Source organism: Enterobacter cloacae complex sp. P24RS (genome assembly GCF_014982165.1).
Taxonomy (GTDB): Bacteria; Pseudomonadota; Gammaproteobacteria; order Enterobacterales; family Enterobacteriaceae; genus Enterobacter; species Enterobacter quasihormaechei.
The window spans coordinates 108709-132359 of record NZ_JADCKU010000002.1; the positions used below are offsets into that span (position 1 = coordinate 108709).

A 23651-nucleotide genomic window follows, 5' to 3' on the forward strand; every position below is an offset into this window, starting at 1 on the left:
TAAACATTGGCTGTTGTAAGTTTGAATTTTAAGCAACTGATTTTAAAAATGAATAATTCCCAGGATCCGATTTAATGGGGTATATCGTCGCATTAACCGGCGGCATCGGTAGTGGTAAAAGCACCGTTGCGCAGGCGTTTGCTCGTCTCGGCATCACGATTATCGACGCCGACATCATTGCCCGTCAGGTGGTAGAACCCAATACACCCGCCTTAAACGCCATCGAAGCGCATTTTGGTCGCAGTGTTATACAGGCTGACGGCACCCTGAATCGTCGGCAGCTGCGCGAGTGCATATTTTCCGATCCTGTGGAAAAAGCCTGGCTTAATGCCCTGCTCCACCCCATTATCCACCAGGAAACCCAGCGTCAAATTGCCGCAGCCCGTTCGCCCTATGTGTTGTGGGTGGTCCCGTTACTGGTTGAAAATCAGCTTCAGAATAAAGCAGACAGAACGCTGGTGATTGACGTTTCCCGCGAAACGCAAATCCAGAGAACCATGGCGCGTGACCACGTTTCACGCGAGCATGCTGAACAAATTCTTGCCGCACAGGCCACGCGCGAAGCGCGCCTCGCCGTTGCGGATGATGTTATTGATAATAACGGCGCACCAGATGCCATTGCATCGGATGTTGCTCGTCTGCACGCGCAGTATCTGACCTTCGCCGCGCAGGCCGTTGCACAGGAAAAACCATAATGTCGACTCATATCCTTTTTGAGCACCCGCTTAACGAAAAAATGCGTACCTGGCTACGCATAGAATTCCTTATTCAACAGCTTTCACAACATCTGCCCGTCAACGATCACGCCACCGCGCTGCATTTTTTCCGCAACGTGGGCGATCTGCTGGATGTGATTGAACGCGGCGATGTCCGCACGGAGCTGTTGAAAGAGCTGGAGCGCCAGCAGCGTAAATTGCAGGCCTGGGCCGAAGTGCCGGGCGTGGATCAAAGCCGAATTGACGCCTTACGCCAGCAATTGAAAAACAGCAGCACAACGCTGATGGCTGCACCGCGCGTCGGGCAGTTTTTACGAGAGGACCGTCTCATTGCGCTGGTGCGCCAGCGCCTGAGCATACCGGGTGGGTGCTGTAGCTTTGACCTGCCAACGCTGCATATGTGGTTGCACATGCCGCAGGAGCAGCGCGATCGTCAGGTAAACAGCTGGCTGGGCAGCCTGGAGCCGATGAATCAGACGTTATCGCTGATCCTCGATCTTGTGCGTAACTCTGCCCCGTTCCGCAAGCAAACCAGCCTCAACGGTTTCTATCAGGACAACGGCGACGACGCCGATCTTCTGCGTCTGAATCTGGCTCTTGGCGAGCAGCTTTACCCGCAAATTTCCGGGCATAAAAGCCGTTTCGCGATCCGCTTCATGCCGCTGGACAGTGAACATGGCACCGTGCCGGAACGCCTCGATTTTGAACTGGCCTGTTGTTAAGGAGTGCCGATGTCTGACGTAACCACCGTAAACTGCCCAACCTGTGGGAAAACTGTCGTCTGGGGAGAAGTGAGTCCGTTTCGCCCGTTCTGCTGCAAGCGCTGTCAGCTTATAGACCTGGGCGAATGGGCGGCGGAAGAGAAACGCATTCCCAGCGAAGGCGATCTCTCCGATAGCGATGACTGGAGCGAGAACCAGCAGTAACCTCTGAAGCCTGCTGGCGCTTCGCTTAGCAGGCCTACAGGTCTCCCGTTAGCCGGGATATGACGGGCGCATTTGCCGGAGGAAATTTTTCGGCATCACTCGCGTGAAGCGTAACCCAGCCACCCGGTTGCCCCTCTTTGCCCCACGGTTCACCTTCCCAGCTTTCCACCAGCCAGAACCACAGCGTGATGTGCCTGTCCGGAAACTGGTATTCCAGCTTATCAAACAGCGTTGCGCCAATCGGAGTAATGCCGACCTCTTCCTGAAGCTCGCGCACCAGCGCCTGCTCCGGTGTTTCACCGGATTCAATTTTCCCGCCCGGAAATTCCCATTTGTTCGCCATGTGCGCATCGGCGGCGCGTTGGGTTATAAAGATCTGATTTTGCGGGTTGCGAATGATCCCGACAGCAATTTGCAGTGTTTTCATCGTGTCACGTCCATAAAAAAGGCGCAGAAGTCTGCGCCTTTTCGAGTGGTTATGTCTTAGCTCAGGCGGCCGTGGCACGCCTTGTATTTTTTGCCGGAACCGCATGGGCACGGATCGTTACGACCGACCTTACGATCGCCCGTCTGCGCGGCGATTGCCGCTGCGGCTTCGCTTTCATCGGTCTGGTGGCTCAGCTGCTGCATCTGCGCCAGACGCTCAGCTTCTTCACGGCGCTGCTGCTCCATCGCTTCTACCTCTTCCGGCATACGCACCTGAACTTTGCTCAGGGTGCTGATGACTTCATACTTCAGCGATTCCAGCATGGCAGCAAACATGGCGAAGGATTCACGCTTGTACTCCTGCTTCGGATCTTTCTGCGCATAACCACGCAGGTGGATACCCTGACGCAGGTAGTCCATTGCCGCCAGGTGCTCTTTCCACAGGGAATCCAGCGTCTGCAACATAACGCCTTTCTCGAAGTGACGCATCATCTCAGCGCCAACCACTTCTTCTTTACGCTTGTAGACGTCCAGCGCGGTTTCGTAGATACGCTCGCGCAGCGTCTCTTCGTGCAGCTCAGGCTCTTTGTCCAGCCACTCTTTGATTGGCAGCTCGAGGTCGAAGTCATTTTTCAGACGTTCCTGCAAGCCTTCGATATCCCACATCTCTTCCAGAGACTGCGGCGGAATGTGCGCATCGATAGTGGCTTTGAACACATCTTCACGAATGCTGTTTATGGTTTCGCTCACGTCAGACACGTCCAGCAGTTCGTTACGCTGGGTGTAGATCGCACGACGCTGGTCGTTGGCCACGTCATCATATTCCAGCAGCTGCTTACGAATATCGAAGTTGCGACTTTCCACTTTACGCTGGGCGTTGGCAATCGCTTTAGTCACCCACGGGTGCTCAATGGCTTCACCAGGCTTCATGCCCAGTTTACGCATCATGCCGGACACGCGGTCGGAGGCGAAAATACGCATCAGCGCATCTTCCATAGACAGGTAGAAGCGGGAAGAACCGGCATCACCCTGACGGCCCGCACGGCCACGCAGCTGGTTATCGATACGACGAGATTCGTGACGCTCGGTACCAATGATGTGCAGACCACCGGATGCCAGCACCGCGTCGTGACGCACCTGCCAGTCGGCTTTGATCTGCGCGATTTGCTCTGGCGTTGGGTTTTCCAGCTCCGCGACTTCGGCCTGCCAGCTACCACCGAGCATAATATCGGTACCACGACCCGCCATGTTGGTGGCGATGGTCACGGCTGCCGGATAACCCGCCTGAGCTACGATATCCGCTTCTTTTGCGTGGAACTTAGCGTTCAGTACGTTGTGTTTAATGCCCGCTTTGGTCAGTTCGTTAGACACCACTTCGGATTTCTCGATGGAGATGGTCCCCACCAGTACTGGCTGCCCCTTCGCAGTGCGATCGCGAATATCTTCGATGATCGCCTGAATTTTTTCCGCTTCGGTCATGTATACCAGGTCCGGCATATCCTTACGGATCATTGGACGGTTGGTTGGCACCACCACGGTATCCAGCTTGTAGATGGAGCTGAATTCAAACGCTTCGGTATCTGCGGTACCGGTCATCCCCGCCAGCTTCTCGTACAGACGGAAGTAGTTCTGGAAGGTGATAGATGCCAGCGTCTGGTTTTCGTTTTGAATGTCCACGCCTTCTTTCGCTTCCACGGCCTGGTGCAGGCCATCGGACCAGCGACGGCCCTGCATGGTACGACCGGTGTGTTCATCGACGATGATGACTTCACCGTCTTTCACGATATAGTCAACGTCGCGGGTAAACAGCGCGTGCGCGCGCAGTGCGGCGGTCACGTGGTGCATCAGCATGATGTTGCTCGGGGAATACAGGGACTCGCCCTCTTCCATAATGCCTTCAGCCACCAGCAGCTCTTCGATTTTCACCAGACCGCGTTCGGTCAGGTTCACCTGGCGCGCTTTTTCATCCACGGAGAAGTGACCTTCACCCTGGAAGGTATCGGAGTCTTCTTTCTCCTGACGCAGCAGGTGTGGAATGATTTTGTCGACTTTACGGTACATCTCGGAGCTGTCTTCGGCCGGGCCGGAGATGATCAGCGGGGTACGCGCTTCATCAATCAGAATGGAGTCAACCTCATCCACCAGCGCATAGTGCAGCTTACGCTGGACGCGCTCTTCCGGGCTGAACGCCATGTTGTCGCGCAGGTAGTCGAAGCCGTATTCGTTGTTCGTTCCGTAAGTAATATCCGCGTTATAGGCTTCACGCTTGGCGGGTGCCGGCAGGCCGGACATGTTAATGCCGACGGTCATGCCAAGGAATTCGAACAGTGGACGGTTGTTTTCGGCGTCACGCTGCGCCAGATAGTCGTTGACGGTAACAACGTGAACGCCTTTCCCGGTCAGCGCGTTCAGGTAGGCCGGCAGCGTAGCGGTCAGGGTTTTACCTTCACCGGTACGCATTTCGGCGATGCAGCGCTCGTTAAGCACCATGCCGCCCAGCAGCTGTACGTCGAAGTGACGCATGCCGAACACACGCTTACTCGCCTCACGAACGACAGCAAAGGCTTCCGGGATCAGGCTTTCTAAGGTTTCGCCTTTTTCCAGGCGCGCGCGGAACTCCGCAGTTTTCGCCTTCAGCTCATCATCAGAGAGCTTCTCCATCGCCGGTTCCATACCGTTGATGACGTTTACAGCTTTGCGCATACGGCGCAGGGTACGATCGTTACGACTACCAAAAACTTTGGTTAATAATTTGATTAGCATAATAAATTCTCAAACGCCCCAGACGGGCAGATAAATTAAGGTATTGAAAAAGATTAATTTAGCTGAGGCGCAGAGGCCCGGCACGGATGCCGTGAACCTGGCTAATCCATGTCGAAACAGAGAAGGAGGAAGGGGGAACAAAATCGGTTTGTGCCGTCTGGCTTACGGCCACAGGCGGTTGATTGTCCTGCGTCAGCAGCGCATTAAGCGTATCAAGCAGGGCAAGATGCTGGGCCTGAACCGGCAGCGTTTCCTCAGCAACGGGCATCGTCTGCGGCGCCATCGCGAACGACAGATGGCGGATAACCGTGCGTATAGCGTGTTGCTGCCAGTAATCAACGGAGAAATTGGGACGACGGCTGGCTTCAAGCCAGGCGAGATTAGTAAAGTTAACCCGCGTGGTGAGATCGTGTTTGGTCGTCGTGGAACGTGCTGGCGTTGCCGCCTCTGCACTGTTGCTGAGCACAGGCAAGCCGAGACTCGCCGCGACCATCCCTAATAAGAGATGCGGCCAGAAGTAACGTCTGCCAAATTGTCGCCAGCGCGTCAGTATTCCGCTCACTTGCTCCACCACGTTCGCCCGCCGGTGCAGGCTGAATTCAGTTATTCTTTTTTTAGCGCCCAGATATTACCACTAAAGCCAATACACAGCAGCAGGAATGACACCTTGCAGCAGGTAAAAACGGTCAATAATGCAGCGAACACACCGTTATTCGGCACCTGACACGCGCCAGGGGTGAGAGGGGCAAATCAAAGAAAGGCAGAAATAAAAACGACTGGCTTCCCTGGTCGGAGAGAGTACCAGGTGAACCAGTCGCTTTTCTTACGAAACGGGTTTAACCGTTACGCCAGGACCATAGTCGGTGCTTTGAACGCCAGCGGCAGTTCAGCTTCGTCTTCGAAGGTCACATATTCCCAGGCTTCCTGTTTTGCCAGGACTGCCTGCAACAGTTTGTTGTTCAGTGCATGACCGGATTTAAACGCGGTAAAGGCACCAATGATATTGTGACCACACATGAAGAGGTCGCCGATCGCATCCAGCATTTTGTGACGAACAAATTCATCTTCAAAACGCAGGCCGTCTTCGTTCAGTACGCGATAATCGTCAACAACGATGGCACAATCGAAGCTGCCGCCCAGGCACAGGCCGCGGGACTGCAAATATTCGATATCACGCATGAAGCCGAAAGTACGCGCTCGGCTGATCTGACGCATAAACGCATCCGCAGAGAAGTTCATCGCGTAGCGCTGGGTGCTGGAATCAATCGCCGGGTGGTTAAAATCGATGGTGAAGTCCAACGAGAAACCATTGTACGGTTTGAATTCAGCCCATTTGTCGCCATCTTCGACGCGAACGGTCTCTTTAATGCGAACAAATTTCTTCGCGCAGTTCAGTTCTTCGATGCCGGCATCCAGCAGCAAATAAACGAACGGAGCAGCACTCCCGTCCATGATCGGGATTTCTGGCGCATCGACTTCAACAATAATGTTGTCGATACCCAGACCCGCCAGGGCGGCGTTCAGGTGCTCTACGGTAGAAATCCGCACGTCATGCTCGTTCACCAGACAAGTACAGAGCATAGTATCACGCACAGATTTGGCATCGGCCGGAAAATCTACCGGTGGATTCAAGTCGGTGCGACGATAGATGACCCCGGTATTGGCCGGCGCAGGGCGTAACGTCAGTGTGACTTTCTTGCCGGTATGTAAACCGACACCCGTCGCCTGAACGATACGTTTAAGTGTCCTTTGTTTGATCATCGTATAATCTCGCCAAATTAACTATCCAACCGAGAGTGTATATCACTAACGGCGGGCCAGTTTAGCACAAAGAGCGCAAATCCCCAAATTCCAGCCAATTCTTAGTCAGCTTGCTTACGCAGGAACGCCGGGATGTCCAGATAATCTGGCTCTTTTGCCGTTTGTGGAGTCGGGTCGTTCACCACTTTCGCCGCCGGTTTTTGCTCCTGAGTCAGAGGCGCCATACCGTGCTGCTGGTAACGATCCATCACCGGCTGCTGAGTCTGTTTGTTGGTTACCAGGGTGATCTCAGGACGCTTGTCCATACCGATACCGGTGGCGACAACAGTCACACGCAGCTCGTCGTTCATTTCCGGATCAAGTGACGTACCGATTACCACGGTCGCGTTGTCAGAGGCGAACGCACGGATGGTGTTACCCACGGTTTCGAACTCATCCAGACGCAGGTCAAAGCCAGCGGTAATGTTGACCAGCACGCCGCGCGCACCGGACAGGTCGATATCTTCCAGCAGTGGAGAAGAGATCGCCATTTCAGCCGCTTCTTCCGCACGGTCTTCGCCGCTTGCCACGCCAGAACCCATCATCGCGTAGCCCATTTCGGACATCACGGTGCGAACGTCTGCAAAGTCAACGTTCATCAGGCCAGGACGGGTAATCAGTTCAGCGATACCCTGAACCGCGCCTTTCAGCACGTCGTTTGCTGCGCCAAAGGCGTCCAGCAGAGAAATACCGCGACCCAGCACTTTAAGCAGCTTGTCGTTCGGGATGGTAATCAGAGAGTCCACGTGCTTGGACAGCTCGGTGATACCCTGCTCCGCGAAAGCCATACGCTTCTTGCCTTCAAAGTTGAAAGGCTTGGTCACGACAGCAACGGTCAGAATACCTAAATCTTTTGCGACTTCCGCCACAACGGGTGCTGCACCGGTACCTGTACCGCCGCCCATACCCGCTGCGATGAAGACCATGTCAGCACCGTCCAGTGCAGCGCGCAGCGCTTCACGATCTTCTTCAGCCGCGTTACGGCCCACTTCCGGGTTAGCCCCTGCTCCCAGGCCTTTGGTGATGCCACCACCGATCTGAATGGTCTGGCCAACAGCCGTTTTACGCAGTGCCTGTGCATCGGTGTTCACCGCGAAGAATTCAACACCTTCAATGCGCTCGCGCACCATATGCTCTACGGCGTTACCGCCGCCGCCACCGACGCCGATGACTTTAATCACCGCGTCGTTGGTTAATTCCATTGGTTCAAACATAGTTTCTCTCCGTTGTGCCTGTCGCCCGAGACCGCTAATTCTCTCCGGTCTCTTAAAAAATTAAAATTCTTTTCGCAACCAGGTGTTAAGTCGTTTGACCCACGACCCCACCGAGACGCGTTTTTCCACCTCTGCTTCACCACTTAAATGGGACTCTTTCCCGTAGTGCAGCAGGCCCACCGCCGTTGAATAGTACGGCTCCTGAGCATAATCCGTTAAACCGGTGATATTCAGCGGCGCACCGATACGCACCTGCGTATGGAACACGCGCTGAGCGCAGGCCGCAAGACCTTCAATTTGCGCTGCCCCGCCGGTTAATACAATCCCCGCCGCGAGATGATGTTTCACACCCTGCTGGCGAAGCTGTTCCTGTAACTGCAAAATCTCTTCGTTGACCAGGTTAAGCAGCTCGGTATAGCGCGGCTCAATCACCTCTGCCAGGGTCTGGCGTTGCAGGCTGCGCGGCGGTCGCCCACCTACGCTCGGCACTTCAACGCTTTCGTCTTTGCCGACGATAGAACCCAGCGCGCAACCATGGCGCACTTTAATCGCCTCTGCGTCGCTCGGTGGCGTACCAAAGGCGTAAGCGATATCGCTGGTCACCACATTCCCGGCGTACGGGATCACTTTGGTGTGGCGCAACGCACCGCCGGTATAGACAGCCATGTCCATTGTACCACCACCAATATCCACCACACAGACGCCCAGTTCACGTTCGTCTTCGGTCAGCACGGAATAGCTCGCGGCAAGACCGGCGAAAATAAGTTGGTCAACTTTCAGGCCACAACGTTCAACGGCTTTTACAATGTTCTTCGCCATATCGTTGTGACATGTGATCAGGTGCACTTTTGCCTGCATACGCACGCCCGACAGACCGACTGGATTCTTGATGCCTTCCTGGTAGTCGATCGCGTATTCCTGCGGAATCACATGCAGCACACGGTGCTCGTCGCGAACGCGCACGGATTTCGCCGTGTGGACAACGTTCTCAACGTCTTCCTGCGTCACTTCTTCTTCGGAAATCGGCACCATACCGATTTCATTCTGGCAGCTGATGTGCTTACCAGAAAGGGCCAGATAGACAGAGGAAATCTGGCAATCTGCCATCAATTCAGCCTGGTCGATGGCGCGCTGAACGCATTTCACCACCGACTCAAGGTCGTTTACCCCACCTTTATCCATACCACGGGACGGGCAGCTGCCCACGCCAATGATATTGACCATACCGTCGGGCAGAACTTCCCCTACTAAAGCGGCAACCTTCGCGGTGCCAATCTCCAGTCCTACTACCAATTTTCTGTCCGTCGACTTGATCATTGTTGTTCTGCCTGTACCTGTGCCTGATTCTGTTGCTGATTAGGTTCCTCGACCGGAGCCGGCTCCCAACCGACTGCTGCGCCTGAGTCATAGCGCAAATCAACGTAGCTTATCCGTTTGCCATCCGTCTGCGCCTGCTGCTGTAAAACCGGGTAAAGTTCTACAAAACGCGCCAGACGTTTCATTGTGTCGCCGCGGCCAAGGTTAAGCTTAATGCCGTTCGTAAGCGTCAGCTGCCAGGAGCGGCGCGCCGTCATCGCAGCTTCTTTTAACGCAAAACGATCCTTAGCCAGCACCTGCCCCATCTCACGAAAACCCTGCAAGACTTCGTTTTCGCTGCCTTCCGGGCCATACAACATCGGTAAATTCTGCTTGTTGACACGATCGCTCGGGACGCTGAACGAATTTCCGTCTACGTCAACCATATGCTGATCATTCCAACGCGCAATCGGCACATATTCAACCAGATGAATCTTCAATTCATCGGGCCATTGCTTTCTGACACTTGCCTGTTTAATCCAGGGCAGACGTTCAATCTGACTCTGGATAATGTTGACGTCCTGCGTCATAAAGGTGCCAGGCGACCCTAGTGCCAGAATAGACTGGCGAATGTCATCGTTACGCGTGTAGTGACGTTCCCCGGTCACCACCAGCTTCGACAGCGGCAACCGCTGCGCGTCTTCCATCCAGCCCAGCACCATCCAGCCGCTGATAAACACGGTGCACAGCACTCCGAGCAGGAAGATGATACCTGCAAGACGCGTACCATTACTCCGGCGCGAAGAAGTGTATTCTTCTTCCTCGCGGTTGCGCGTGTTCAATGCAGCCTGAGACATATCAGCCCGCCTGGTCCAGAATACGTACGACTAACTGCGAGAAACTCATTCCTGCCTGACGCGCCGCCATTGGCACAAGGCTATGGCTGGTCATACCCGGAGACGTGTTTGCTTCCAGCAGATAAAATTGCCCGTCACCGTCGAGCATCACGTCGATGCGTCCCCAGCCACGGCATCCGAGAACATTCCAGGCTTTAAGCACCAGAGACTGTAATTCGGCTTCACGTTCTGCTTCAAGGCCACCAGGACAGAAATATTGCGTCTCATCAGAGAGATACTTCGCCTCATAATCATAGAAGACTCCCGCGGGTTGGATGCGAATTGACGGTAAAATTTCTTCGCCAAGCATCGCGACGGTAAATTCCGGCCCGCTGAGCCATTTTTCAATCAATACTTCTTCATCGTGTTGAAATGCCAATGCTAAAGCGGACGCTAAATCGCCAGCTTTATCCACTTTGGACATTCCCACGCTCGACCCTTCGCGGCTCGGCTTGACAATAACCGGTAAGCCCAGCGCGGCAATGTGTGTATTAATGTTGTCCGACAGGCCTAATTCATATTCGCGACGCGTCAGTGCAACCCATGGCGCAACGGGCAGGCCGGCGCCCTGCCACAGCAGTTTGCTGCGCAGTTTATCCATGGAGATGGCAGATGCCATCACGCCGCTGCCGGTATACGGCATACCGATAAGCTCCAGCAGCCCCTGTAACGTGCCGTCTTCACCGCCGCGACCGTGCAACGCGATGAAGGCTTTATCGAAGCCCATCGCTTTCAACTGCGTAACGTCTACGTCTTTCGGATCAACCGGGTGCGCGTCGACGCCCCCTTCACGCAGGCCCGCCAGCACGGCAGCGCCCGAATTCAGAGATACCTCGCGTTCGGCGGAGGTGCCGCCAAACAGGACAGCAATCTTATCAGCCATGACGCTCGTCCTCCTGAGTTTGCGGCTTCAGTTTGATTTCAGCTAAGGTACGGGCGATTTTGCCGATATTTCCCGCACCCTGAATCAGGATCAGATCGTTGCCTGTCAGGACCGGGGCAAGCATTTCTGCCACCTGTGCCGGGTCGGGAACCAGAATAGGATCCACTTTACCTCGTCCACGGATGGTACGACATAAAGAACGACTATCCGCGCCCGGAATCGGATTTTCGCCTGCGGCATAAACGTCCAGCATCAGCAGGGTATCGACCTGCGAAAGCACGTTGGCAAAATCGTCGTACAGATCGCGGGTACGCGTGTAACGGTGCGGCTGGAAGATCATAACCAGATTCTTTTCTGGCCAACCCGCGCGTGCCGCTTTGATGGTGGCGTCCACTTCGGTCGGATGGTGACCGTAGTCGTCTACCAGCATCGCAGAACCTGGCTTACCATTTACCGGCTCCAGTGGGAATTCACCGAGGAAGTCGAAGCGACGGCCCGTTCCCTGGAAGCTTTCCAGCGCGCGCAGGATCGCCTCATCGTCAATGCCTTCTTCTGTCGCAACCGCTACGGCCGCAGCCGCATTCAGGGCGTTGTGGCGCCCCGGCGCGTTCAGGGTGACACGCAGCAGGTCTTTGTCCTGACGTGCCAGGGTGAAATGCCCCTGCGCACCAATCTGCTTGTAATCTTCTACGCGTACGTCAGCGTCTTCGCTGAAACCATAGGTGGTGATTTGACGCCCGACGCGCGGCAGCAGCTCGCGGATCACCGGATCGTCCACGCACATTACCGCACGGCCATAAAACGGCAGATTGTGCAGGAAATTAATAAAGGTTTGCTTTAAGTTCTCGAAGTCACCCTGGTAGGTATCCATATGGTCAGCTTCGATATTGGTGACGATCGCCACCATGGGTTGCAGGTGCAGGAACGACGCGTCGCTCTCATCCGCTTCCGCAATCAGATAACGGCTGTGACCCAGACGCGCATGTACGCCAGCGGCTTTCACCAGACCACCGTTGACGAACGTCGGATCGAGACCCGCTTCCGCATAAATGCTGGAAACCATCGCCGTGGTAGTGGTTTTGCCATGCGTACCGGCCACTGCAATGCCGTGACGGAAACGCATCAGTTCCGCCAGCATTTCCGCGCGACGGATCACCGGAATGCGCGCCTCATGCGCGGCAACGATTTCCGGGTTATCGGCGGAGATGGCGCTGGATACCACCACCACGCTCGCATCGCTCACGTTTTCCGGGCGATGATTGAAATAGATAGTCGCCCCAAGCGACGCCAGCTGCTGCGTAACAGGGTTTGGCGCCAGGTCAGACCCGCTGATCTGATAGCCTTCGTTAGCTAACACTTCGGCAATACCGCCCATGCCAGCACCACCGATGCCGACAAAGTGAATGTGCCGGACGCGACGCATCTCGGGCACGATAGAACGCAGTTTTGCCAGTTGTTGTGTATTCATTCTCTAAACGCCATCGACTACTTCAAAAAAATCGTGCAGCGCAACACGCGCTGCGAGAATTATGCCTGGGCTGCCAGGCTCACTTCTTTTGCCACCCGTTCCGTTGCATCCGGGATAGCGGTCGCGCGCGCGCGTTGCGCCATCTCCAGTAATACATCCCGGTTCCAGCCCGCCAGGGTAGTGGCGACCGCCTCAGCGGTAAATTGTGGCTGCTCAAAAATTTTCGCCGCGCCCGCTTTCTCCAGCGGCAGCGCATTCCAGTACTGCTGTCTGTCTTTGTGCTGGAACGGCACGAACAGCGCAGGCAGGCCGGCGGCAGCGATTTCGCTCACCGTCAGCGCGCCCGAACGACAGACCACGACATCGGCCCAGGCATAGGCTGCGGCCATGTCATCAATAAATTCAGTGACCTTATGCTGCGGCTGACCTTCTGTCGCGTAGGCCTGCTCAACGGTCTGCTGTGCGCCCTTCCCGCTCTGGTGCCAGATGGTCACGGCATCACCCAGTTTTGCCGCAACCTGCGGCATCGTCTGGTTTAAGATACGTGCGCCCTGTGAACCGCCAACCACCAGCACACGCACCGGTCCTTCGCGACCGGCCAGACGCACGTCCGGCAGCGGCAGCGCCAGCACGTCTACGCGCACCGGGTTCCCTACGACATCTGCTTTCGGGAATGCCCCAGGGAAGGCCTGCATCACTTTGGTGGCAATTTTCGCCAGCCATTTGTTGGTCAAACCGGCAATACCGTTCTGCTCGTGCAGAACAACGGGGATCCCAAGTGACCACGCCGCCAGCCCACCAGGACCGGAAACGTAACCGCCCATACCCAGTACGACGTCAGGCTTAAAACGCTTCATAATGGCGCGCGCCTGACGCCAGGCGTTGAAAATACGCACCGGGGCCAGCAGCAGCGCCTTAATCCCTTTGCCACGAAGGCCGGAAATACGAATAAAGTCGATCTCGATACCGTGCTTCGGTACCAGGTCGGCTTCCATGCGGTCTGCGGTTCCCAGCCAGCGTACCTGCCAGCCCTGATCCATTAAATGGTGCGCAACCGCCAGCCCCGGGAACACGTGTCCGCCGGTACCGCCTGCCATCACCATTAACCGCTTCGGTTGATTCATCGTGAACCTCGTGTAAACGCCTGGGCTTTCTCCAGACGCGTTTCATAATCTATGCGTAACAAAAACATGATGGCCGTCGACATGATCAACAGACTCGAACCACCATAACTGATCAGCGGCAGCGTCAGGCCTTTGGTTGGCAGCATACCCGCTGCGGCCCCAACGTTTACCAGCGCCTGGAAGCTAAACCAGATGCCAATTGAGCAGGCCAGAAAACCGGAGAAGCGGTGATCGATCTCCAGCGCTTTACGGCCAATCGACATGGCGCGGAAAGCGACGAAGAATACCATTAATAGCGCCAATACCACACCGATATAACCCAGTTCTTCCCCAATAATGGAGAAGATGAAGTCGGTGTGCGCCTCCGGTAAATACTCCAGTTTTTGCACCGAGTTGCCCAGGCCTTGCCCCCAGACTTCGCCGCGACCAAACGCCATCAGCGACTGCGTCAGCTGATAGCCGCTGCCGAACGGATCTTCCCACGGGTTCCAGAACGAGGTTACGCGGCGGATACGGTATGGCTCGGCCAGGATCAGCAGCACAACCGCCGAGATCCCCATTCCGATAATGGCGATGAACTGCCACAGCTTTGCGCCCGCCAGGAACAGCATCGCCAGCGTTGTGACAAACAGTACGACTACCGTACCGAGGTCGGGCTGCGCCAGCAGCAGGATCGCGAGCACCAGAATCACGCCCATCGGTTTTAAGAAGCCGCGCAGATTGTTACGAACCTCGTCAACTTTACGCACCAGGTAGTTCGCCAGGTAGCAGAACAGAGAGAGCTTGGTGAACTCCGCAGGCTGAATACGCAGTGGACCAAAGGCGATCCAGCGCGATGCCCCGTTAACGGAGCTCCCGACTACCAGTACAATCAGCAGCATAATAATCGACGCAATCAGCATGGCCGTACTGTGCCGCTGCCAGAACGTCATCGGCAGGCGTAAGGTGATCATCGCCAGGCAGAACGCCAGAATGATGTACAGTCCGTCACGCTTGGCAAACAGGAACGGATCGTTTGCCAGACGTTGTCCAACGGGCATTGACGCCGAGGTGACCATGATAAAGCCGATTGCTGCCAGCCCCAGCGTGAGCCAGAACAGCATACGGTCATACATGATCAGGCTGTCGGAATCTTTATCCCGGGAAGCCATCACCCAGCCTTTCAGCGCCTCAAACAGCCACACCAGGATGCCAAATCCTGGCAGGCGCGGCATTCTCAGGCGAGGGAGTGAAAAACGCATCAGCCTAACTCCTTCGCCAGGCGGGTAAAGAGATCGCCCCGCTGTTCGAAATTCTTAAATTGGTCGAGGCTGGCGCAGGCAGGCGACAGCAGCACCATATCGCCGGGCTTCACGCGCGGGGCAATAAGGCGCATCGCCTGCTCCATGGTCTCGGTTTGCTCGGCAACCTCAGGACGCAGCGCCGCCAGCTCGCGACCGTCGCGGCCAAAGCAGTACAGGCGCACGTTATCGCCGCCGAGATACGGCTTCAGCGAGGAGAAGTCGGCCGATTTACCATCGCCGCCCAGCAGCAGGTGCAGCGTGCCGTCAACGTGCAGGCCGTTCAGCGCGGCCTCGGTGCTGCCTACGTTGGTGGCTTTGGAATCATTAATCCAGCGCACGCCGTTATGCTCCAGCGCCAGCTGGAAACGGTGCGCCAGGCCGGTAAAGGTGGTCAGCGCTTTCAGGCTGGACGATCGCGGCAGGCCAACGGCATCCGCAAGCGCCAGCGCCGCCAGGGCATTGGTGTAGTTATGCTGGCCGGAAAGTATCATCTCTTTCACGTTCAGCACCTTCTCACCTTTCACCCGCAGCCAGGTTTCGCCCTGCTGACGGTTGAGGTGATAGTCACCCATGTTAATACCGAAGCTAATGCAGCGATCGTCCGCGCCGCGCACCGGCATGGTGAGCGCATCATCGGCGTTCACCACGCAAACGTTGGCATTTTCATAGACGCGCAGCTTGGCCGCGCGGTACTGCTGCAAGCCGAACGGGTAGCGGTCCATATGATCTTCGGTGACGTTAAGGATCGTCGCCGCCGCTGCATGCAGACTTGAGGTAGTTTCCAGCTGGAAACTGGAAAGCTCCAGTACAAACAGCTCACACCCTTTATCGAGCAGCATCAACGCGGGCAGACCAATGTTACCGCCCACGCCGACATTTTTACCCGCCGCTTTCGCCATCTCACCCACCAGCGTGGTGACGGTGCTTTTACCGTTTGAACCGGTAATGGCAACGATCGGGGCCTGCGCCTCCCGGCAGAACAGTTCGATATCGCCAACGATCTCAACCCCGGCATCCGCCGCAGCGCTCAGCGAAGGGTGCGCCAGCGCCATGCCCGGGCTGGCAACAATCAGATCCGCGGCCAGCAGCCACTCATCATTCAGACCACCCAGGTGGCGTTCAACCTGCTCCGGCAGCTTGTCCAGACCCGGCGGAGAGACGCGCGTATCCATCACGCGCGGCGTCACGCCACGCGCAAGGAAAAAGTCCACGCAGGAGAGCCCGGTCAGGCCCAACCCGATGATAACGACTTTTTTGCCCTGGTAATCTGCCATGATTAACGTACCTTCAGCGTTGCCAGGCCAATCAGCACCAGCATCAGCGAAATAATCCAGAAGCGCACAATGACGCGCGGCTCCGGCCAGCCTTTCAGTTCATAGTGGTGGTGAATCGGTGCCATACGGAAGATGCGCTGACCGCGCAGCTTGAAGGAACCGACCTGCAAAATCACCGACAGGGTCTCAACCACAAACACACCGCCCATGATCACCAGCAGGAACTCCTGACGCAGCAGCACGGCGATAATGCCCAGCGCGCCGCCCAGCGCCAGCGAACCGACGTCGCCCATAAAGACCTGCGCCGGATAGGTGTTGAACCACAGGAAGCCGAGACCCGCCCCGACAATCGCCGTACAGACGATCACCAGCTCACCCGCGTGACGCAGGTATGGAATGTGCAGGTAGTTAGCAAAGTTCATGTTACCGGTCGCCCACGCTACCAGCGCGAAACCGCCGGCGACAAAAACGGTTGGCATGATGGCCAGGCCATCCAGACCATCGGTCAGGTTGACGGCGTTACCGGTGCCGACGATGACAAAATAGGCCAGCAGGATGTAGAACAGCCCCAGCTGCGGCATCACGTCTTTGAAGAACGGCACCACCAACTCGGTGGCCGGGGTGTCTTTACCCGCCAGGTACAGCGCGAACGCCACGCCCAGCGCAATCACCGACATCCAGAAATACTTCCAGCGGGCAATCAGGCCTTTGGTGTCTTTACGCACGACTTTGCGGTAGTCATCCACAAAGCCGATGATCCCGTAGCCAACCAGAACCGTCAGCACGCACCAGACGTACGGGTTAGACGGATATGCCCACAGCAGAACGGACACCACAATCGCGGTCAGGATCATGATCCCGCCCATGGTCGGCGTACCGCGCTTGCTGAAATGCGATTCCGGACCGTCGTTACGCACAACCTGGCCGAAAGAGAGTTTTTGCAGACGGGCAATCATGCGCGGGCCCATCCACAGCGAGATGAACAGCGCAGTCAGCAGGCTGACGATGGCGCGAAACGTCAGATAGGAAAAGACGTTAAAGCCTGAATAATATTTGACCAAATGTTCGGCCAGCCAAACTAACATGTCCCGTTCTCCTGTAATGCGTGCACAACCTCTTCCATGGCGGCACTACGTGAACCTTTAACTAAAACAGTCACAATTTGTTTTTCTGCAATCAGCGCCTTCAGGCGTTCAATCAGTGCAGATTTATCGGCAAAATGTTCGCCAACTTCACTGGCATCAGAAATAGCCTTGCTCAGCGTGCCGGCGCTCAGTACTCGGTCAAGTCCTGCCGCTTTCGCCGCTTCGCCAACCTGAATATGGCAGGCTTCGCTTTCATCACCCAGCTCGGCCATATCGCCCACAACCATCACCCGATAGCCCGGCATTTCAGACAGTACCTGCACGGCCGCCGTCATGGAGCCGACGTTGGCGTTGTAGGAGTCATCCAGCAGCAGTTTGTTTTCAGCCAACTGAATCGGGAACAGACGTCCCGGCACGGCCTTTAAGTTTGCCAGACCTGCTTTGATCGCATCGTGTGAAGCACCTACCGCCATCGACAGCGCTGCCGCGGCAAGCGCGTTGGCGATGTTATGACGACCCGGCAGCGGGAGCAGCACGTCAATGTCGCCCGTTGGGGTAGAGAGGGTGAACTCAGTACCGTGTGACGTCACATGAATGTTGGTCGCCGAAAAATCTCTGTTTGCCGCGTTTGGCGAGAAGCGCCAGGTCTTGCGTGAACCGATGATGTTCTGCCAGTTCAGCCAGTCGTTGTTATCGGCATTCATGATGGCGATGCCGTCATCCGGCAGGCCGGTATAGATTTCACCTTTCGCTTTCGCCACGCCTTGCAGCGAACCAAAACCTTCAAGATGTGCCGCCGCCAGGTTATTCACCAGCGCCGCTTCCGGACGCGTCAGGCTCACGGTCCAGGCGATTTCGCCCTGATGGTTAGCCCCTAACTCAATCACCGCATATTCATGCTCTTTGCTCAGGCGCAGCAGCGTCATCGGCACGCCGATGTCGTTATTAAGGTTGCCCGCCGTATAAAGCGTGTTGCCGCACTGGCTGAGGATGGCCGCCGTCATCTCCTTAACGGAGGTTTTTCCCGACGAGCCCGTCAGCGCCACTACGCGGGTCGGCACCTGCTGGCGAACCCATGCCGCCAGCTCGCCAAACGCCAGGCGCGTATCTTTCACCACAATCTGCGGCAGATCGATATCGAGCTTGCGGCTGACCAGCAGCGCGCCGGCCCCGTTATCTTTGGCCTGCTGTGCAAAATCGTGGGCGTCAAAACGCTCGCCCTTCAGCGCCACAAACAGGCAGCCCGCAGTCACTTTACGGGTGTCGGTGGTCACGGCCTCGATGGTCAGATCCTGACCATGCAGTGCCCCCTGCAATACCGCAGCGGCCTGGCTTAAGGTAATGCTAATCATGCCACCACTCCCAGCAGACGCGCTGCCGTCACGCGATCCGAGTAATCCAGACGACGATTGCCGACTATCTGATAATCTTCATGACCCTTACCGGCCAGCAGAACCACATCATTCTCCTGCGCCTGCATAATGGCGTTAGTCACGGCCTCCGCACGGCCTTCGACCACGCGCGCGCGGCCCGCATCCAGCATGCCGGCCAGAATGTCGTTGATAATGGCACGCGGCTCTTCGGTACGCGGGTTGTCATCGGTCACCACCGGAATATCCGCGAACTGCTCGGCAATCGCGCCCATCAGCGGTCGTTTGCCCTTGTCGCGATCGCCGCCGCAGCCAAATACGCACCAGAGCTTGCCTGCGCAGTGCAAACGCGCCGCTTCCAGCGCTTTTTCCAGCGCGTCCGGCGTGTGGGCGTAATCCACCACCACCGTCGGCTTGCCCGGCGCGCTGAACACTTCCATTCGGCCACAAACCGGTTGCAGACGCTCAGCCGTTTTCAGCAGATCCGCCATCGGGTACCCCAGCGCCAGCAGCGTCGCCAGCGCCAGCAGAAGGTTGCTGACGTTAAAGGCCCCCATCAGGCGGCTTTCGATCTCACCGTCGCCCCAGGTGGAAGCAAAGCGGATCGTCGCCCCGCTATCGTGGTAGTTCACCTCGACCGCCTTCAGCCAGCGGCCACGGCAGTTAGGGTTAATATGATCTTCCATCGACACCGCTACCGCATCCGGCAGTTTTTCCAGCCAGCGGCGACCGACTTCGTCGTCGGCGTTAATGATCGCCTGTCCGTGGTGGTGAGTGGAATAGAGCAGCCATTTCGCCGCTTCGTAGTGTTCCATATCACCGTGATAATCAAGGTGATCGCGGCTCAGGTTGGTAAAGACGGAGGCGGCAAATTTCAGCGCCGCCACGCGATGCTGTACCAGGCCATGGGAAGAGACTTCCATCGCGGCAAAGGTCGCCCCCTGCTCTGCAAGGCCCGCCAGCACACGCTGCACGTCAACCGCCGAGCCGGTGGTGTTTTCCGTCGGGCTGACTTTGCCCAGAAGACCGTTCCCCACCGTGCCCATGACGGCGCCGGTTTCGCCCAGCAGCTGTGCCCACTGCGCCATCAGCTGGGTTGTGGTGGTTTTTCCGTTGGTTCCGGTCACGCCAACCAGCTTTAACTGGTCGGAAGGTTCGTGGTAAAAACGTCCTGCCAGCGCGGAGAGACGCTCATTCAGCTGGCTGAGATAGATGACCGGCACGCCGTGCATTTCACGGATCTCACCGTCTGTTGCCTCATCTTTGGCCTCTGCAATAACGGCAGCAACACCTTGCGCAATCGCCTGCGGGATATAACGACGCCCGTCCGCCTGATGACCTAACACTGCCACAAAAAGATCGCCAGCAGCCGCTACGCGGCTGTCCAGTACCATCTCTCGCAGTGCTCGCGCAGGTAGCATTGGCACCCACGGAGCAAGAAGGTCGCGCAAATTACGATCTGCCACCTGTTCCCTCGCCTTGATTAATTACAAATTCACTTTTTTCGCCCGTCGCCAGCGCATCCGGTTCAATATTCATGGTGCGCAACACGCCGCCCATAATAGCCCCGAATACAGGCGCGGAGACGGCGCCGCCGTAGTACTTACCCGCCTGCGGATCGTTAATGACAACCACCAGCGCAAAACGCGGATTGCTTGCAGGCGCTACGCCTGCGGTATAGGCAATGTATTTGTTGATATAGCGGCCGTCCGGCCCCACTTTTTTAGCCGTACCGGTTTTAATGGCGATACGATAGCCCTTAATCGCGGCCTTCACGCCGCCACCGCCAGGCAGCGCAACGCTTTCCATCATATGCACAACGGTACGCACGATAGATTCAGGGAAAACACGCTCACCCGGAACCGGTGGATCAACTTTGGTGATCGACAGCGGGCGATAAATGCCATAGCTGCCAATCGTTGCGTAGACTCGCGCTAACTGTAACGGGGTTACCATTAGCCCGTAGCCGAAAGAGAAGGTGGCCCTCTCTATGTCAGACCACCGTTGTTTTTGAGGATATAAGCCACTGCGTTCTCCGACCAACCCCAAATTGGTCGCCTTTCCCAGCCCAAAACGTGAGTAAGTATCTACTAACGCTGAGGACGGCATCGCTAACGCCAGCTTTGACACACCGACGTTACTCGACTTCTGTAAGACCCCGGTCAGGGTCAGTTCGCTGTACCGCGCCACGTCTTTGATTTCGTGACCGTTAATTCGGTAAGGGATCGTATTCAGAACGGTATTTTCGTTGACGATGCCTCGTTGTAGAGCCGTCATCACCACCATCGGTTTTACGGTTGAGCCGGGTTCAAACACATCGGTGATTGAGCGGTTACGCATCGCATCCTTTGCTGTACCGGCAAAATTATTTGGATTGTATGAAGGGCTACTGGCCATCGCCAGCACTTCACCTGTCGCCACATCCACCAGCACGGCACTGCCCGATTCCGCCTTGTTAAACGCCACGGCGTTGTTCAGCTCGCGGTAGACCAGCGCCTGCAAGCGCTCATCAATACTCAGAGCGAGGTTGTGCGCGGCCTGGCTGTCTGTTGAGGAAATGTCTTCAATGACGCGGCCATAGCGGTCTTTACGTACGATTCGCTCGCCAGGCTGGCCGGTCAGCCATTTATCGAAGCTTTTTTCAACGCCCTCGATCCCCTGGCTGTCGACGTTAGTGAAGCCAATGAGGTGAGCGGTTACTTCGCCGGAAGGATAGTAGCGGCGGGATTCTTCACGAAGATGAATGCCCGGCAGCTTCAGCTTTTTAATATAGTCAGCCATATCAGGGTTTACCTGACGGGCCAGATAGATAAAGCGCCCTTTCGGGTTGGCATTCACGCGGGAAGCCAGCTGGTCCAGCGGCATTTTTAACGCGTCTGCGAGCGCCTTCCAGCGGTTATCCAGCGAGATCCCGCCGGCGTCGTGCAGTTCCTTCGGATCGGCCCAGATCGCCTTCACCGGCACGCTTACCGCCAGCGGACGGCCGGAGCGGTCGGTGATCATCCCACGAGAGGTAGAGACTTCCTGTACGCGCAGAGAACGCATATCACCCTGACGTACCAGCATGTCGGGGGCGATGATTTGCAGCCACGCCACGCGGCCCAGCAGGAAACCCAGCGCCAGTAAAATGCAGCCGCAAAGCAACGCAAAACGCCAACTGACAAAGTTGGCCTGTTCTTCCTGACGTTTTGGTTTTAGCGTTTTTGCCGCTGCTTTCATGCGTCGCGTTTTCCCTTATTTTTGTACTACGATATTTTCCTGCGAAGGATCAACATGCTGCAATTGCAGCTTTTCCGTTGCGATCCGTTCAACCCGGCTGTGATCGCCGAGCGCATTTTCTTCAAGGATCAGGTTTCGCCATTCAATATCCAGCGCATCGCGTTCCAGCACCATCTGCTCGCGCTGCGCAGTCAATAAACGGGTATGGTGCGCGGTAGTGACCACCATGATTGCCGTCACAATGATGCAAATGAACAAGCAGAGTGGCAGCTTCCCAAACCGCAAAAGATCGTCGCCGATCACGCCAGGCAAGGCATGGCGCTCGTTGCTTCCTAACGATCCCTTAACTTTGCTTAGGGTCTCTGTCACTCTGCCGATCATGCGTTCGTCCTCTCTGCAATGCGCAGCACTGAACTACGGGCACGTGGATTCTCTGCCACCTCTTCTTCGCCCGGCATCAACTTGCCTAATGCTCGCAACTGACGGCCGCCCAGTTTCCTGAGTTGTTCTTCCGTCATCGGCAGCCCCGCTGGAACCTGTGGACCGCGGCTCTGTTCACGCATAAAGCGCTTCACGATGCGATCTTCCAGTGAATGGAAGCTGATGATGGATAACCGCCCACCCGGGGCCAGCACGTCGAGCGAGCTTTTTAGCGCCAGCTCTATTTCCTCCAGTTCACTGTTTACCCAGATGCGAACCGCCTGGAAGGTACGGGTCGCAGGATGTTTGTGCTTATCCTTCACCGGCGTTGCCGCCGCGATGACTTCTGCCAGCTCTTTGGTGCGAGTCATAGGCTCAATACGGTTGCGCTCAACGATGGCGCGCGCGATACGTTTGCCAAAACGCTCTTCGCCGAAGGTTTTAATCACCCAAGCGATATCCGCTTCGTCGGCGGTTTGTAACCACTCGGCGGCAGACTGACCGCGGGTGGGGTCCATACGCATATCCAGCGGACCGTCGCGCATAAAGGAGAAGCCGCGTTCTGCATCATCAAGCTGTGGTGAAGAGACGCCAAGATCGAGGAGGATCCCGTCGATTTTGCCGGTCAGGTCGCGCTCGGCAACATAATCCGCAAGCGCAGAGAAAGGTCCATGCACGATGGAAAAGCGAGGGTCATCGATGGTTTGCGCAACGGCAATCGCCTGCGGATCGCGGTCAATTGCCAGCAGGCGTCCTTCCGCTCCAAGCTGAGAGAGGATCAAACGCGAGTGACCACCGCGACCAAAAGTGCCATCGATATAGATGCCGTCCGGACGAATATTCAGGCCGTTAACGGCCTCGTCCAGCAGCACCGTTGTATGTTTATAATTTTCCATCATATTTATAGTGACAAGTCCTGCAACCGTTCCGACAATGTTGCGGAATCAGATTGCTCAGCGTCGATATCTTCCTTGACCTGTTGATACCAGGTCGTTTCGTCCCACAGTTCAAACTTGTTGAACTGCCCGACCAGCATCACTTCTTTTGTCAGACCGGCATGTTGCCGCAACACCGGCGCAATCAATAATCGCCCGGCGCTATCCATCTGACATTCACTGGCATGACCCAATAACAGCCGCTGCACGCGGCGTTCCTGCGGGTTCATGCTCGACAGTCGCGACAGCTTTTGCTCAATGATTTCCCATTCAGGCAAAGGGTAAAGCAGCAGGCAGGGGGAGTTGATGTCAATGGTGCAAACCAGTTGACCCGAAGCGTTCTCAATCAGCTGGTCGCGGTATCGGGTTGGTACCGATAAACGCCCTTTGCTGTCGAGATTGACTAACGTTGCTCCACGGAACATGCCAGCCTCACCCCTCCTCACCACTTTAACCCACAAATTCCCACCTGAAGGAGTTTACGGAGCGAGGGAAAAGCTTGTCAAGCCAGGACTCTCTCTATACCGGGGCGAAAGCACCGTATTTACAGAGC

22 protein-coding genes are annotated in these 23651 nt (G+C 56.3%); 3 read left to right on the forward strand and 19 right to left on the reverse strand.

The window, feature by feature from the left end; genetic code table 11:
• Positions 1-74: 74 nt before the first annotated feature.
• The 3 genes from coaE to yacG are packed head-to-tail and all read left to right on the forward strand — an operon-like array spanning position 75 to position 1642.
• The gene (gene coaE, locus INF58_RS01370) at positions 75-695 is read left to right on the forward strand and encodes a dephospho-CoA kinase (RefSeq protein ID WP_193526844.1); all 621 of its coding nucleotides are present in this window, start codon (positions 75-77) and stop codon (positions 693-695) included.
• A complete protein-coding gene (zapD, locus tag INF58_RS01375) occupies positions 695-1438 on the forward strand; it encodes a cell division protein ZapD (RefSeq protein WP_063450650.1) in 744 nt (247 codons plus the stop codon). The genes coaE and zapD overlap by 1 nt, the downstream gene beginning before the upstream one ends.
• A 9-nt stretch (positions 1439-1447) precedes the next feature.
• On the forward strand, positions 1448-1642 hold the full coding sequence (gene yacG / locus INF58_RS01380) for a DNA gyrase inhibitor YacG (RefSeq protein WP_003856332.1): 195 nt from the start codon (positions 1448-1450) through the stop codon (positions 1640-1642).
• A 34-nt stretch (positions 1643-1676) separates the two neighbouring features.
• Here yacG and mutT read toward each other — a convergent pair whose 3' ends face one another.
• The 19 genes from mutT to mraZ all read right to left on the reverse strand — a co-directional run bounded on the left by mutT (position 1677) and on the right by mraZ (position 23523).
• Positions 1677-2069 (reverse strand): 8-oxo-dGTP diphosphatase MutT, encoded by a 393-nt coding sequence (gene mutT / locus INF58_RS01385; RefSeq protein WP_193526845.1) that lies wholly within the window; start codon positions 2067-2069, stop codon positions 1677-1679.
• Between the two features lie 56 nt (positions 2070-2125).
• Complete coding sequence (gene secA, locus INF58_RS01390; protein ID WP_063450652.1) at positions 2126-4831, reverse strand: preprotein translocase subunit SecA; 2706 nt, start codon at positions 4829-4831, stop codon at positions 2126-2128.
• Positions 4832-4889: 58 nt separating this feature from the next.
• Positions 4890-5393, reverse strand: a complete 504-nt coding sequence (secM, locus tag INF58_RS01395; RefSeq protein WP_193526846.1) for a secA translation cis-regulator SecM — start codon at positions 5391-5393, stop codon at positions 4890-4892.
• A 281-nt stretch (positions 5394-5674) separates the two neighbouring features.
• Positions 5675-6592, reverse strand: coding sequence for a UDP-3-O-acyl-N-acetylglucosamine deacetylase (gene lpxC, locus INF58_RS01400; RefSeq protein ID WP_006810110.1), 918 nt, complete (start codon positions 6590-6592; stop codon positions 5675-5677).
• A 101-nt stretch (positions 6593-6693) separates the two neighbouring features.
• Entirely contained in the window at positions 6694-7845 is a 1152-nt protein-coding gene (ftsZ, locus tag INF58_RS01405) for a cell division protein FtsZ (RefSeq protein ID WP_003856338.1), read from the reverse strand.
• Positions 7846-7905: 60 nt separating this feature from the next.
• Positions 7906-9162, reverse strand: coding sequence for a cell division protein FtsA (gene ftsA, locus INF58_RS01410; protein ID WP_003856340.1), 1257 nt, complete (start codon positions 9160-9162; stop codon positions 7906-7908).
• Positions 9159-9998, reverse strand: a complete 840-nt coding sequence (gene ftsQ / locus INF58_RS01415) for a cell division protein FtsQ (RefSeq protein ID WP_063450653.1) — start codon at positions 9996-9998, stop codon at positions 9159-9161. Before ftsQ ends, ftsA begins: the two co-directional genes overlap by 4 nt.
• Before the next feature lies 1 nt (position 9999).
• Positions 10000-10920, reverse strand: a complete 921-nt coding sequence (locus tag INF58_RS01420; RefSeq protein ID WP_193526847.1) for a D-alanine--D-alanine ligase — start codon at positions 10918-10920, stop codon at positions 10000-10002.
• On the reverse strand, positions 10913-12388 hold the full coding sequence (gene murC / locus INF58_RS01425) for a UDP-N-acetylmuramate--L-alanine ligase (protein ID WP_063450655.1): 1476 nt from the start codon (positions 12386-12388) through the stop codon (positions 10913-10915). The genes INF58_RS01420 and murC overlap by 8 nt, the downstream gene beginning before the upstream one ends.
• A 59-nt stretch (positions 12389-12447) precedes the next feature.
• Positions 12448-13512, reverse strand: a complete 1065-nt coding sequence (murG, locus tag INF58_RS01430) for an undecaprenyldiphospho-muramoylpentapeptide beta-N-acetylglucosaminyltransferase (protein ID WP_193526848.1) — start codon at positions 13510-13512, stop codon at positions 12448-12450.
• The gene (gene ftsW / locus INF58_RS01435) at positions 13509-14753 is read right to left on the reverse strand and encodes a cell division protein FtsW (RefSeq protein ID WP_063450657.1); all 1245 of its coding nucleotides are present in this window, start codon (positions 14751-14753) and stop codon (positions 13509-13511) included. Before ftsW ends, murG begins: the two co-directional genes overlap by 4 nt.
• Complete coding sequence (gene murD, locus INF58_RS01440) at positions 14753-16069, reverse strand: UDP-N-acetylmuramoyl-L-alanine--D-glutamate ligase (protein ID WP_063450658.1); 1317 nt, start codon at positions 16067-16069, stop codon at positions 14753-14755. Before murD ends, ftsW begins: the two co-directional genes overlap by 1 nt.
• A gap of 2 nt (positions 16070-16071) precedes the next feature.
• Positions 16072-17154 carry a phospho-N-acetylmuramoyl-pentapeptide-transferase gene (gene mraY / locus INF58_RS01445; protein WP_003856353.1) on the reverse strand — a complete coding sequence of 361 codons (1083 nt, stop codon included), beginning with the start codon at positions 17152-17154 and terminating at the stop codon, positions 16072-16074.
• Positions 17148-18506 (reverse strand): UDP-N-acetylmuramoyl-tripeptide--D-alanyl-D-alanine ligase, encoded by a 1359-nt coding sequence (gene murF / locus INF58_RS01450; RefSeq protein ID WP_193526849.1) that lies wholly within the window; start codon positions 18504-18506, stop codon positions 17148-17150. The genes mraY and murF overlap by 7 nt, the downstream gene beginning before the upstream one ends.
• The gene (murE, locus tag INF58_RS01455) at positions 18503-19990 is read right to left on the reverse strand and encodes a UDP-N-acetylmuramoyl-L-alanyl-D-glutamate--2,6-diaminopimelate ligase (RefSeq protein ID WP_193526850.1); all 1488 of its coding nucleotides are present in this window, start codon (positions 19988-19990) and stop codon (positions 18503-18505) included. The genes murF and murE overlap by 4 nt, the downstream gene beginning before the upstream one ends.
• A complete protein-coding gene (ftsI, locus tag INF58_RS01460) occupies positions 19977-21743 on the reverse strand; it encodes a peptidoglycan glycosyltransferase FtsI (RefSeq protein WP_063450661.1) in 1767 nt (588 codons plus the stop codon). Before ftsI ends, murE begins: the two co-directional genes overlap by 14 nt.
• A gap of 15 nt (positions 21744-21758) precedes the next feature.
• Positions 21759-22124 (reverse strand): cell division protein FtsL, encoded by a 366-nt coding sequence (gene ftsL, locus INF58_RS01465; protein ID WP_063450662.1) that lies wholly within the window; start codon positions 22122-22124, stop codon positions 21759-21761.
• Positions 22121-23062 carry a 16S rRNA (cytosine(1402)-N(4))-methyltransferase RsmH gene (gene rsmH, locus INF58_RS01470; protein ID WP_107534689.1) on the reverse strand — a complete coding sequence of 314 codons (942 nt, stop codon included), beginning with the start codon at positions 23060-23062 and terminating at the stop codon, positions 22121-22123. Before rsmH ends, ftsL begins: the two co-directional genes overlap by 4 nt.
• A 2-nt stretch (positions 23063-23064) precedes the next feature.
• Positions 23065-23523, reverse strand: coding sequence for a division/cell wall cluster transcriptional repressor MraZ (gene mraZ / locus INF58_RS01475; RefSeq protein ID WP_014830641.1), 459 nt, complete (start codon positions 23521-23523; stop codon positions 23065-23067).
• Positions 23524-23651: the final 128 nt, after the last annotated feature.